This is a genomic window from Protofrankia sp. CiP1_Cm_nod4, from assembly GCF_982290645.1.
In genome coordinates, this window is sequence record NZ_CEVIVC010000044.1 from 11294 (window position 1) to 22968 (window position 11675).

An 11675-nucleotide genomic window follows, 5' to 3' on the forward strand; every position below is an offset into this window, starting at 1 on the left:
CCCGCCGGCGGCGGCCGCCCGGGAAGTGGGCTGGGACGCGGGCCGCGATGGGGGCATGTACCGGACGCTACCGCCCACCAGCCAGTCGACAGTCAGAACTGACCGCGGCCCGGGCCGACCGGGGACGGCCAGCGGAGGACAGCGCAGCCATGTACCGGACGCACACAGGAGGTGCACGCAGGAGGTGCCCCCGGCCGCGTTGCGCGCCGCGCCCGCCGGCCGCGTGGCCGCTCCGTCCCGCCAGGCAGGAATATCCGCGGGGCGTCCGGCGGGAGCTACCGGTGAATCGGCCGGGAAACCGTATCGGATGGTATTCTGCGACGTCGCCCCATGAGCCGGGCGTGTGCTCCTTCAGCACGATACGGAGGCCTGGTATCGGGATCGTGTTTCATGCGACGTCGTTGGAATGTGCCATGGATCTGATATGACCGGACAGCAGCAGAACCCGCACGATCTGTATCTGCTCTATGCGGCGGCCAAACGTATCGGCCGCTCACTGGACGTCGACCACACGGCCCAGGATCTGGCCGAGGTCCTCGTCCCGGCCCTCGCCGACGTGGCCACGGTCGATCTCAGTGAAGCCGTGCGGGCCGGAGACGAGCCGCCGCAAACATTCGGCGGTGGACAGTTGCGCCTGCGGCGCGTCGCCGCGGTCCGCCACCACGGTTCCTGGCATCCCGGATTCATCCGGACGGACATGCCGATCCCGCCGTTCCCGGACGGGTTCGAAATCCACAGCCTGCAGCGCGGCAGGGTTCTGATGGCCACCACCCGGGCGGAGGTCGTCCCCTACGCGAGCGATTTCACGGACGCGATGATCCCGCTGGACGCGCATTCGGGGATGAGCGCGCCCCTGTACGTCCGCGGCCTGCTGTTCGGGATCGTCAGCGTGTGGCGGACCGGCTCGGCCCCGGTCTTCAACCGGGACGACCGCAAGCTGCTACGGGAGATCGTCTCCCGCGCCGAGCTGAGCATCGACAACGCCCGCCGGTACACCCGCGAGCGCCGGGCGGCCATCGCGCTGCAGCGGGCCCTGCTGCCCCAGGCGAGGACCGACACCACCGCGGCCGAGACCGCCGGCAGGTACGTCCCGGCCGACCGCGGGCGCCAGGTGGGCGGTGACTGGTACGACGTCATCCCGCTGTCCTCGCTGCGGGTGGCCTTCGTCGTCGGTGACGTCATCGGGCACGGCCTGCCCGCGAGCGCCACCATGGGACGGCTGCGTACCGCCGTGCAGACCCTGGCCGATCTCGACCTCGAGCCCGGCGAACTGCTCGCCCACCTCGACGACCTCGTGCAGCGGCTCGCCAGTGAGGCCGACCCGTCCCGGCGGGACACGGTGGGCGCGACCTGCGTCTACGCGGTGTACGACCCGGTCTCCGGCCGCTGCGCGATCGCCAGCGCCGGGCATCCGCCGCCGGCCGTGGTGACGCCGGAGGGCAAGGTCGACTTCGTCGACGTCACCCCCGGGCCGCCGCTCGGCGTGGGCGGGATGCCCTTCGAGGTCACCGAGATCACGCTGGCGCCCGGCAGCGTCCTCGCCCTGTACACCGACGGCCTGCTCAACCGGTACGACCGCGACGTCACCCAGGGGATGGAGTGGCTCCACGGACACCTGGAGTCACTCTGCGAGAGCGACCGGTCTCTGGACGACATCGGCCAGGCCCTCCTTGGCGACACCTCCTCGGCCCCGCCCGCGGACGACATCGTCGTCCTGCTCGCCCGCACCCGCACCGTGACGGCCGAGGCCGTCGTCGAGTGGGAGTTCCCCGCCGACCCGTCCGTGGTCTCCGAGGTCCGTGGCCTCACGACCCGGCAGCTGGCCGACTGGGACCTGGACACCCTGTCCTTCAGCACGGAACTGGTCATCAGCGAGCTGATCACCAACGCCATCCGGTACGCGCAGGGCCCGATCAGGGTCCGGCTGATCCGCGACGACCTGCTCGTCTGCGAGGTCTCGGACGCCAGCTTCACCCAGCCACGGCTGTGCTATGCCCGCAGCACCGACGAGGGGGGCCGCGGCCTGTTCCTGGTGGCCCAGATGACCCGGCGGTGGGGCAGCCGCTACAGCCGCCTGGGCAAGACCATCTGGACCGAGCAGCCGACACACCCGACGTACAAATAGATACCTGACGTACAAAGAGAGCGCGAACAGGGCGTCCCGGGCGCCGCCCGCCAGGGCCCGGACAGGGCGCCGGGCGGGACGCCCGGGCGCGCCGCCCGCGAACGGTGCGCGCACGCGAACAGGCGGCGGGCCGTGGCGGAGGTACCCGGACCGGCTCTGTCACCGGATCTCGAATCCTCGCCTGGCACCGCCGCCGCAGGTCCCGCTCGCATCCCGTCGCCGTCAGCGACCGGGTGTGTGCCCGGGCCCTGTGCTATCCGGGCAGCAGGCTGGCCGGATCGAAGTTCTCGTCCCAGTAGTGCGGGCGGATGACCGGCACCCCGAGCGCCTCGAAGACGCGGTTGTCCTCCCAGTAGGTCGACTCAAGGATGATCTTTCCCTCGGAGTCGAACTGGTGGAACGTCGAGCCGAGGGTCTCCAGCGTCTTGCCGCTGGTGGGCAGGCCACGGTAGGTCGTGGCCCCCTCGATCCGGACGTTCCAGTGGATGAGGCCGTAGCTGTCGCCGGGCCCGCCGAACCACGCGGTGGGAGTGAAGGTGTAGGTGCCGTTCTCCCCGCTGGCGATCCCGCCGAGCCGCTCCACAAGGGTCTCGCGGTCGGTGACGGTGTCGTCGAGGTGGTCGTCGACCTTGGTCCACTCGAGGGTGAAGTAGTCGGCGTACAGGTCGGCCAGGGCGGCCGTGTCCCCGCCGAGGGCGGCGGCCCACCGCTGGGCGTGCTCCAGGCCGCTGGCCGCCCGGGTGAAGGGGGCGCCGGTGGAGACCTTCACCGTGGTGGGCTTGGTGCCGGTCAGGCTCTTGGTGGGGCTGACGGGCCCGACCGCGCGCAGCACCGCGGACGCGTCCCACCAGGAGGACTCGCGGACGATCAGGCCCTTCTCGTTGTAGATGTGGAAGGTGTGGCCCTGGGTGCCGAACGGCTTGTTCGCGACGTCCAGGCCGAGGAAGACCGCGGCGTGCTCGGGGCTCCACTCCCAGCGGAGCAGGCCCACCCGCTCGTTGCCGATGTAGGAGCGAATCCGGAAGTTGTGGATGCCAATGCCGTTCTCCGGGTCCTTGTTCGCGTACGGGGCGAAAAGGCGATGCAGATCCGGCTTGTTGTTGATGTTGTGCTGGTCGAGCATCACGTCCTCGAAGACGAAGTTCTCGTCGTCGTAGAGCTTGCAGACCGCCTCAGCGCTCTCCCGGAACGCTTTCAGCCATTTGATCCCGAAATTGTAGTGCGCCACGACTTCTCCTTGTCCTTGCGCGAGCCTTCACGAGCCGGAACAAAAACTCGGAACTTCGAAATATCGACCTTCTCGGGAGATACCGGCCCGCTCGGGGAGACGGGCCTTCCCGGGAAATGTTCAGCCCACCCGCGGGGCCGGACGACAACAGCCCACCACGGCGCCCGGCAGTGTCCGGCCGGCGCGTTCCGGGCGGGGCCGGTACGCGCCGGCCGGCCGCCGGAACGAACAGGGGTCCGCCAGCCGGGCCCGTCGCGTCACACCGACGACCACAAACGCCTCGACCACCAGGCCCTCCACGCCGTCCGCCCGCGGTATCCCGCACGTTCGCCCCGTATGGAACAGATCCTCGTTCGCCGAAATCATTCCTTACACAGCTGAGGACGATATTCCGGGGGAACGTGGCCCGCATCACCCTCTGGGATGAACTCCGTCCGGCTGTGGGATGACCCGCCCGCACCGTCCGCCCGCCCCGTCCACCCGCCGGCGGGCGTGTGCGCGGATGCGGACATGATCGACCACTGCCGGAACGGCGGCCGCGCCGGGCGCGCGGCCGAGGTCAGCTCGCGGGCTCGGCCTGTCGGGTGTGCTCGCGGCTGCTGGGGGACCACTTCTCCTCGATGCGCCCGTACTTCCACACCAGCAGCGCGGCCGCCCAGGTCAGGGCGAACAGGGCGACGACGAAGTAGCCGAGGATGTTGAGGTCCAGGCCGCTGACCCAGTCCCAGAAACCGCCGGTGAGGCTTGCCTTCTCGGCGAGGATGCCGAGCAGTTCCACGGTGCCGATGAGGAAGGCGACCGCGACCGACAGCCCGGTGATCATGATGTTGTAGTAGACCTTGCGGACGGGCCTGGAGAACGCCCAGCCGTAGGCGAAGTTCATGAACGACCCGTCGATGGTGTCCAGCAGGCTCATGCCCGCGGCGAACAGGACCGGCAGCACGAGGATGGCGTACCAGGGCAGCCCGGCCCCGGCCGCCCCGGCGGCCAGGAACAACAGCGCGACCTCGGTGGCGGTGTCGAAGCCGAGACCGAACAGGACACCCAGCGGGTACATCTGCCACGGCCTGGTGATCGCCCTGGTGACGCGGCCGAGCAGCCGGTTCATCAGGCCGCGGGAGTTCAGCTGCTCCTCGAGGGCGGCCTCGTCGTAGCGCCCGTGCCGCATGTCCCGGAACACCCCCAGGATCCCCAGCAGCACGCCGAGGTTGATCGCGGCGATGAGGTAGAGGAAGCCGCCGGAGACGGTGGTGCCGATCCAGCCGGTGACGGCGTGCAGGGTGGAGCCGTCGTCCTCGACCTGCCCGGCCAGCGAACGTATCCCGATGCCGAACAGGAACGCCAGCGCGAAGACGATCGTGGAGTGGCCGAGGGAGAAGAAGAACCCGACCGACAGCGGCCGCTGGCCGTCGGTCATCAGCTTGCGGGTGGTGTTGTCGATCGCGGCGATGTGGTCGGCGTCGAAGGCGTGGCGCAGCCCCAGGGTGTAGGCGGTGACCCCGAGGCCGATGCCGAACACCTGGCCGTCGGCGCCGAAGTGGTAGTGCCGCGGAGCGATGATCGCGATCAGGGCGAACCAGCCGGTCACGTGCAGCCCGATGATGACGCCGGCCATGCCGGCCACGCTCGCCCACTCCCGCGGGCCGAGTGCCTGGCGGATGCGGGTGAGCCGCGCCGCGCGCGGGGTGTCGACCTGAGCGGCCATGACGGAATCCTTCCCGGATGGACGGCCCCGGCAGCGCCGACGGGGTGGGTGCGCCTGCGGACGCTAACCATCTCCGCCACTTCCTGCAAGACACTTGCAGGAAGTAATAGATTGCAAACTGTCGCCCTCGCCCGGCCGCTCGCCACCGGCGCGACGCGCGGGAACGAAACCGAACGAAGCGAAGCCGAACGAAGCGGAGCGGGAAGAAGCGGAGCGTAGCGAGAGGCGGCCATGGGAGCGCCGGCACGGCCGCGAGAAGGAGACACACTCGGCGAGCAGGCCGGACCTCATCGCGTATAACAAATTACCACTAATAGTAATTATAGATAAACATATAGTTACATTTTTCGACTGTGGACGGCCTACAGTTACAGCCTTATTACAAGTACTTCACGATGGCGTTCGTGACGACGCCGGTGGACGCCGCGACAGGCATCGTTGTAGACGGCGCTGACGACAAGGAGTAGCGATGCGTGACATCGGGAGCGGCCCCGGGGGATGCCTGCCGGTGGCGATCGAGGTCATGACCGCCTACACCGACTCGGCCGACGACCCCGGCTTCTTCTGGGCCAGCGTCCAGCGGGTCATGGCCGACGGCGCCGAGCGCGCGGACCCCGCGGCGGCCGTGGCCGAACTCGTCCTCGGCCTGTCCACGCTGTGCGGCATCACCCTCGACCACCTGGCCGAACGCGCCGGCCCGGACAGTGGGCCGCGCGACGTGCTCGCCGCGATCCAACGGGCCTACGTCACCGAGCCGCCGCCCTGACCGCCGCCCTGACCGGCGGCCTGGCGCACGCGCGTCGCGGCCGGCCGAGCCCATCCGGTGCCACGCCCCGAGAGGCCGCGCCCCAAGAGCCAGGAACGGATCCGCCGTGTTCCGTCCTGTACCTGTCCCATTTCTCACCGTGATGAGAGGACTCCACGCCAGTGGCGACCTACGCACTGCCCGACCTGCCCTACGACTACGCCGCCCTCGAGCCGTCGATCAGCGGCGAGATCCTTCAGCTGCATCACGACAAACACCACGCCGCCTACGTCGCCGGCGCCAACACCACCCTCGACAAGCTCGCCGAGGCCCGCGACAAGGGCGACTTCGCCGCCATCGTCGGCCTGGAGAAGACGCTCGCGTTCAACGTCTCCGGCCACGTCCTGCACTCGCTCTACTGGCAGAACCTCTCCCCCGACGGCGGTGACAAGCCCGACGGCGCCCTCGCCGACGCCGTGGCCAACGACTTCGGCTCGTTCGACGCGTTCAAGGCCCAGCTCACCGCCGCCACCAGCACGATCCAGGGCTCCGGCTGGGGTGTGCTGTCCTACGAGCCCGTCGCCGACCGGCTCCTGATCGAGCAGGTCTACGACCACCAGGGCAACGTCGGCGTCGGCAGCACCCCGCTGCTGGTCTTCGACGCCTGGGAGCACGCCTTCTACCTGCAGTACAAGAACGTCAAGGCCGACTACGTCACCGCCCTGTGGAACATCGTCAACTGGGCCGACGTCGCGGCCCGCCACACCGCGGCCCGGCAGTCCCGCCAGGGCTGACCCGGGTCGTGGCCGGCCGGCTGGTGACCATCGCTGCCGGCCGGCAGCGTCCCGGGCCGCGGGCCACCGCAGGGGCCACCTCGTCGGTACCGCCGGGCGCCTGTCGCCACCGGTACCGGTGAGGCCGCGGAACCCGGGGAGGCCGAGGAGGCGGCCAGGGCCGCGAAAAACGCACCACCGCCAGGCCGCGTCGCTGTACCGCGACGCGGCCTTCGCGCGGTTCTGGTGCGCGCGCACGGTGCCGCTGTCCGGCAGCGCGGTGTCGGCCGTCCTGCTGCCGATACCCGTCTTCCAGATCAGCGGGTCCGCGGCGTGGACGACAATACGTCACCGGCGGACGATGAGCAGACCCCCGAAAAAATGACGTCTCACCTCGGCAGGCTCACCGCGACAGACACTCAGCCCGTCGCCGGCGCCGGCGGATGCGGTTTCTCCTCGGAGCTGTCCGGGTGCACGGTGCCGTTGTGCGCGAGAACGGGGGCGGGATGGACGCCGTCCAGCAGGTCGACAATGCTGTTGTCACTGAGGGTGTAGCAGATGACACGTCCGTCCCGGTGCGGGGAGACCACGGCGTGGTAACGGAGAATGCGTAACGCCTGCGAGACCGCTGTGTCGTTCATGCCCACTCCGGCCGCCGGGCCGGAGACGGAGATCGGGCCGGCATGACGGACCGCGATCATGATCGCGAGGCGCCCCGGGTCCGCGAGTATCGCGAACCGTGCCGCCCAGTGCTGGATGCGGCCCCGGTCCGCCACCGCGCCTGCGGCATCGCAGGCCCGGTCGCCGTCGATCACCTTAGCCGGCCGGGCCGGCGCGATGCGGTGCATGGATCGCATACTCCCATCGACGGCCGCCGCCCACGCCTCACCCCTGCGTGGGGCAGCCCCCGTGGAGCAGCCCCCTGCGCGGCCCTGCCGCATAGTTGGCCATCTGCTCAGATGTCAATCCTTGTAGGTGTCCGGCCCGGATGGGTAGCCTGATCCGGCCGTGGTGTTCGGGAAGCCGGTGGAGTACCGGCGCGGCCCTCGCCACTGTGATCGGGAAGTCTTCGGCCTCGTCCGCGGCGCAGCGGAGGTCACTGGGCGTCACACGCCTGGGAAGGCCGGCCGGAGGCGCGGACCCGTCAGCCAGGAGACCGGCCACGGCACCGGAAAGACCCATTCCACGAGGTGCTGGAGAGGCGGTCGGTGTACGTGGTGCCCGCACGTGCCGTCATGTGTGCTGCCGGAGCTTGTACTACCAGAATCTGTACCGTCAGGATTCCCGGCGGACCGCGGGCGCAGGGTCGATATCGTCGGCGGCGGTCAGATTTTCAGATGACCGTGCTGCTCCCCGGCCCCTTCCTCACCGACAGCCAGCAGATACGCGCCGTCCCCGACTTCAGTCGGCTGGCCGCCTGGGAGCACCTGCGCGCCACCTCCCTCGGGCTCCCGCCCGACCCGCTCGACCGCACCGGCGCCGGTTTCCGGCATGACTGACCGGCCCACCTTCTTCTCCCACGCCTGTCCGCCGCCTCACGCAAGGCCCATGAGCACCCGGGCATGATTCGGATCATCCTTGTCGGATCATCCTTGTCGACGGTGCGCCGGGAAGCCGAGGCCTCCCATCAGCCCATAGTTATCACGGAGAGTGTTTCCATAGGTGGAAAGAGTTATTTAGTTGACGAAACGTGATTCATTTAGGTTATCCTAACTTAATAGTTAAGCCTTCCTGAAGGAGGATGCGTGTCCCGGCGAACAGCCCTTCTCGCGCTGCCCGTCTCCCTGCCGCTCGGCCTCACCGCCTGCTCCGACGACTCGACGACCGGCGCCACGACGACATCCCCGGGACACCCGGCCAGCACCTCGACCGCCTCCACCGCGGCGCCGGAGGGCGTGGTCGAGGCCACCGAAAGCTGGTATGAGGGCAACGACGGGCAACAGGTGCTCCGCAGGCCCGCCGCCGGCGAGACACACCACATCGAGATCATCCCCATCGAGGCGGCCACCGGCCGGATCGTGCCGAACGCACCGGTCACACTCGCGGTCGTCGACGACAAGGGCACGGCCGTGGACGAGAAGACGCTCAACTTCTGCTACGCCGAGTGCTTCCACCACACGGACAACTTCACAATCCCGCGGGACGGCAGCTACACGCTGCGCGCGACAGTCGGGATACCGACCTTCTTCCAGCACGGTGAGGAAGGTCATACGCCAGCGTTGGCCAGCGGCGCGACTGCCACCTTCACCGACGTCACGCTCAAGCACTGATCATGACCGATGGTGGAGGGACAGCTCCCGATCAGCTCATTTCCCTGGCCGCGGACACGCGACCCGTCCCGGCTCTGATCATCACCCAGGCCTCCCCACCCAACGGCGGAGTTCTGCCACGGTGGGCCCGTTTCCTCGCGGCCGGGATGATCCTCATCATCGGGTGGGCGGCGGCCGTCTGGACCGCCACCCACGTCACCGCCGACCCGGTCCTGCACACCGCCGCCCTGTTCGTCCATCTCGCCTCACTCGTGGCAGGGTTCGGCGCGGTCCTCGCCATCGACTTCTTCGCGCTGTTGTGGCTGTCCGGCCGGCGCAGCTTCCCGGACATCATCCGGGTGGCGGACGGCCTGCATCTGCTGATCTGGGCCGGGCTGGCGGGGCTCGTGCTCAGCGGTGTCCTGCTGCATCCCGACCTGTCCACGCCGATAACACGGGTGAAGATCGGGCTGGTGCTCCTCATCGCGCTCAACGGCCTGCATATCCAGGCGGTCCAGCACCGTCTGGAACGGTCCGCCACCGTTGCGTCCCGGATGCTCCTGGCCCGATCGGTGATCAGTAACCTGCTGTCCCAGGCCGGATGGTGGGGCGCGATGGGCATCGGCTATCTCAACAGCCAGACCTGACCGGTCGTCACGATAACCCGGGCCACGGCGGCCCGGGCCCGGAACAGGTTTCGGAACAGGTTTCGGGTGCCGCCTTCCACAGCGGGATCATGGCGGGGAAGCTGGACAGGGTGATCCCGGCGACGACGCCGAGCGGCTGGCGCAGCGAGTACACGTCGAGCGGGCCCGCGCCTTCGCCTATGTGTACTTCCTGAGATCCCGGGGCCTGCTCAACGGGCTGGCGTCCGGGACGAACTGGGTCTTCCTTGACCGGAACCGTCACCTTCGACGAGGACTTCTGACCGTGGAGGATGCCAGCGACCGACCCGCGCCCCTGGCGTCATCCCCGCGCCTACTGGACGACCTCGACCCGGCTGTCGAGGCCCTTCCAGCGCCTGTCACCGGTCAGGATGGTGTCAGCGTCGACGACGTCAGCGGTAGCGAGCACGAGCGCGTCCGGTAGTCGTAAGGACTGGTGCCGCGCCCGCCGGAGGGCGGCGGCGACCGCGACAGCCTCGTCCACGGGATACGGCGGCCCGAACGCGGCGGTGGTAAGCCGCCGGCGCGTGGCGACCTCCTCCTCGCTCCTGCGCGCGGCGCCCACGAGCAGCTCGGCCAGCACGGTTGCCGGCAGCAGGAAAACATCACCGGCGTCACGCCGACGGCGGGCCGCCTGGGCTGAACAGGCGTGCAGGGCGTCCTGCGGGTCGAACAACGCGAGGATCACGCTCGTGTCGAGGACTACCGCTCCCATTCGTTCCGCAGCATCTCAAGATCGGTCACGGCGGACAGCCCCGGGGCGGAACCGATCAGCTCCTCGAGGGGATCCCGAACAGCGGTGAGGACCAGCCTGCCGCGCCCGTCGGCAGTCACCCGAAGCTCGTCGCCGGGACCAAGGCCCGCGGCCCGAAGCACGTCGACAGGCAGTGTGACCTGGTGCTTGCGGGAGACCCTGGTGACACCGGGCCGCCGCTTTACTTCTGTCGCCATAAGTAAAGCTTACGTCCGACGAGCGGCGGCTTGCTTATCAGCTGGTGTAGGGATTCCTCAGGGTCATGGGTGTGCGGGCGACATCGAGTGCCGGCTGAGGGAAGCGGGGGCCTGCCGTGTAGTAGCGGGCCCGGGTCCGGCCGACCGGTTCCAGGACTCCGGCGGCGGTGAGGTCGCGCAGGTCGCGTTGCGCCTGCTGCAGGCTCAGCCCCTCGGCATGCTCGTAGCGTGAGCGGCGGACGCGGCCGGCCACGGCCACGTCGTGCAGGGCGGTGACCACCCGCTCGTCCAGACCGGTGCTCCCGGCGAATGCGAAGAGCGCGCCCCCTACCCGCCCGGAGCGGTCGAGCCGGCCCTGAACGCTCTGGGCCTGCTGGTGGTAGGCGGTCAGATTGAAGCGTATCCAGCTGGAGACGTCCTGGTCGGGAAGGTACGTCGGGCCCCGGTCGGCGAGTTCGCGGTAGTACTCCCAGGTGTTGCCGGGACGGCCGAGCCACGCCTCGATGGACGAGAACTCCGGGGCCAGGACACCCTCACGTGCGATCATGAGCGTCTGCAGCGAACGGGCCATCCGGCCGTTCCCGTCGGCCCAGGGATGGATGGACACCAGGTGCAGATGCGCCATCGCCGCTCGCACCAGCGGATGGGTGCCGCTGTCGGCGCCCAGCCAGTCGACGAGTTCCCGCATCAGCGCGGGGACGGCATCGGCGTCCGGGGCCGTGTAGGCCGCGATGCCGGGGTCGCGGGCGTCGGTGACGTGGACGGGGCCGCGGCGCCACTGCCCGGCCGGCCTGCGCGCGGTGTGACGGTGGCCCTGCAACATCCAGTGCAGAGCGTTGAGCAGGCTCTTGCTGTAGCTGAAGTCCGCGGCATCGTGGAGCGTCTGGATGTACGTCATCATCCGCTGATAAGCGAGGGTCTCCTCACGGTTCTCGTCGGAGACCTCGACGTCTCGCTCGCCGTCCATCAGATCCTGGACGTCGACCGTGGATACCCTGAAGCCCTCGATGGAGTTCGAGGCCGCGACGGCATCGGCGGTCAGGAACTTCCGGAGCCCCTCGGTCCACTTCGACGGCGTGGTCCGGATCTGGTGCCGCAGCGCCTCCCGCATACCGTCGATCTCACCGAGCACCTGATCGTCGGCAGGGCGGAGGGCCGGGGTGGGGTACAGCACGCATCGACGATAGATTGACGCAGTCATCACGTCAAACCGAATGATCCAGCTTCGGAAGGG

Annotated in this window: 12 protein-coding genes and 1 riboswitch; of the genes, 6 read left to right on the forward strand and 6 right to left on the reverse strand. The window is 69.2% G+C overall.

The features are described from left to right. Positions 1–424 precede the first annotated feature (424 nt). Entirely contained in the window at positions 425–2125 is a 1701-nt protein-coding gene (locus AC5LSR_RS10795; protein ID WP_250281022.1) for an ATP-binding SpoIIE family protein phosphatase, read from the forward strand. A 253-nt stretch (positions 2126–2378) separates the two neighbouring features. On the opposite strand, the gene AC5LSR_RS10800 is transcribed toward AC5LSR_RS10795, so the two are convergent. Both AC5LSR_RS10800 and nicT read right to left on the reverse strand, forming a co-directional pair. Further along, a complete protein-coding gene (locus AC5LSR_RS10800) occupies positions 2379–3353 on the reverse strand; it encodes a nuclear transport factor 2 family protein (RefSeq protein ID WP_250281025.1) in 975 nt (324 codons plus the stop codon). Positions 3354–3912: 559 nt separating this feature from the next. Then, positions 3913–5058, reverse strand: coding sequence for a Nickel transporter NicT (nicT, locus tag AC5LSR_RS10805; RefSeq protein WP_250281026.1), 1146 nt, complete (start codon positions 5056–5058; stop codon positions 3913–3915). A 469-nt stretch (positions 5059–5527) separates the two neighbouring features. Between nicT and AC5LSR_RS10810 the strand changes: the two genes are divergently transcribed. Together AC5LSR_RS10810 and AC5LSR_RS10815 are read left to right on the forward strand one after the other, a co-directional pair. Then, entirely contained in the window at positions 5528–5824 is a 297-nt protein-coding gene (locus AC5LSR_RS10810) for a hypothetical protein (RefSeq protein ID WP_250281028.1), read from the forward strand. A gap of 161 nt (positions 5825–5985) precedes the next feature. Next, complete coding sequence (locus tag AC5LSR_RS10815; protein WP_250281030.1) at positions 5986–6597, forward strand: superoxide dismutase; 612 nt, start codon at positions 5986–5988, stop codon at positions 6595–6597. 398 nt (positions 6598–6995) lie between these two features. Here the strand turns inward: AC5LSR_RS10815 and AC5LSR_RS10820 are convergent, their stop codons facing one another. Further along, the gene (locus AC5LSR_RS10820; RefSeq protein ID WP_493468404.1) at positions 6996–7433 is read right to left on the reverse strand and encodes an ArsR/SmtB family transcription factor; all 438 of its coding nucleotides are present in this window, start codon (positions 7431–7433) and stop codon (positions 6996–6998) included. Positions 7434–7568: 135 nt separating this feature from the next. Beyond that, positions 7569–7755, forward strand: a riboswitch (cobalamin riboswitch). Between the two features lie 158 nt (positions 7756–7913). Here AC5LSR_RS10820 and AC5LSR_RS10825 point away from each other — a divergent pair. The 3 genes from AC5LSR_RS10825 (at position 7914) to AC5LSR_RS10835 (ending at position 9472) form a co-directional block, all read left to right on the forward strand. Further along, on the forward strand, positions 7914–8075 hold the full coding sequence (locus AC5LSR_RS10825) for a DUF7676 family protein (RefSeq protein WP_250281034.1): 162 nt from the start codon (positions 7914–7916) through the stop codon (positions 8073–8075). Between the two features lie 246 nt (positions 8076–8321). Next, positions 8322–8846 (forward strand): hypothetical protein, encoded by a 525-nt coding sequence (locus AC5LSR_RS10830; protein WP_250281037.1) that lies wholly within the window; start codon positions 8322–8324, stop codon positions 8844–8846. A gap of 2 nt (positions 8847–8848) precedes the next feature. Further along, entirely contained in the window at positions 8849–9472 is a 624-nt protein-coding gene (locus tag AC5LSR_RS10835) for a hypothetical protein (protein ID WP_250281039.1), read from the forward strand. A gap of 331 nt (positions 9473–9803) precedes the next feature. Here the strand turns inward: AC5LSR_RS10835 and AC5LSR_RS10840 are convergent, their stop codons facing one another. Genes AC5LSR_RS10840 through AC5LSR_RS10850 form a run of 3 tightly spaced genes read right to left on the reverse strand, consistent with a single transcriptional unit; the run spans position 9804 to position 11615 of the window. Beyond that, complete coding sequence (locus tag AC5LSR_RS10840; RefSeq protein WP_250281040.1) at positions 9804–10205, reverse strand: type II toxin-antitoxin system VapC family toxin; 402 nt, start codon at positions 10203–10205, stop codon at positions 9804–9806. After that, entirely contained in the window at positions 10193–10441 is a 249-nt protein-coding gene (locus AC5LSR_RS10845) for an AbrB/MazE/SpoVT family DNA-binding domain-containing protein (RefSeq protein WP_250281042.1), read from the reverse strand. The genes AC5LSR_RS10840 and AC5LSR_RS10845 overlap by 13 nt, the downstream gene beginning before the upstream one ends. Positions 10442–10478: 37 nt before the next feature. After that, positions 10479–11615 carry a Fic family protein gene (locus AC5LSR_RS10850; RefSeq protein ID WP_445548354.1) on the reverse strand — a complete coding sequence of 379 codons (1137 nt, stop codon included), beginning with the start codon at positions 11613–11615 and terminating at the stop codon, positions 10479–10481. Positions 11616–11675 lie beyond the last annotated feature (60 nt).

Excerpts from the sequence above, each read along its gene's own strand:
- AC5LSR_RS10795 (WP_250281022.1), top strand. The coding sequence starts at position 425 with ATGACCGGACAGCAGCAGAACCCGCACGATCTGTATCTGCTCTATGCG.
- nicT (WP_250281026.1), bottom strand. The coding sequence starts at position 5,058 with ATGGCCGCTCAGGTCGACACCCCGCGCGCGGCGCGGCTCACCCGCATC.
- AC5LSR_RS10810 (WP_250281028.1), top strand. The coding sequence starts at position 5,528 with ATGCGTGACATCGGGAGCGGCCCCGGGGGATGCCTGCCGGTGGCGATC.
- AC5LSR_RS10820 (WP_493468404.1), bottom strand. The coding sequence starts at position 7,433 with ATGCGATCCATGCACCGCATCGCGCCGGCCCGGCCGGCTAAGGTGATC.
- AC5LSR_RS10825 (WP_250281034.1), top strand. The coding sequence starts at position 7,914 with ATGACCGTGCTGCTCCCCGGCCCCTTCCTCACCGACAGCCAGCAGATA.
- AC5LSR_RS10835 (WP_250281039.1), top strand. The coding sequence starts at position 8,849 with ATGACCGATGGTGGAGGGACAGCTCCCGATCAGCTCATTTCCCTGGCC.
- AC5LSR_RS10840 (WP_250281040.1), bottom strand. The coding sequence starts at position 10,205 with ATGGGAGCGGTAGTCCTCGACACGAGCGTGATCCTCGCGTTGTTCGAC.
- AC5LSR_RS10845 (WP_250281042.1), bottom strand. The coding sequence starts at position 10,441 with ATGGCGACAGAAGTAAAGCGGCGGCCCGGTGTCACCAGGGTCTCCCGC.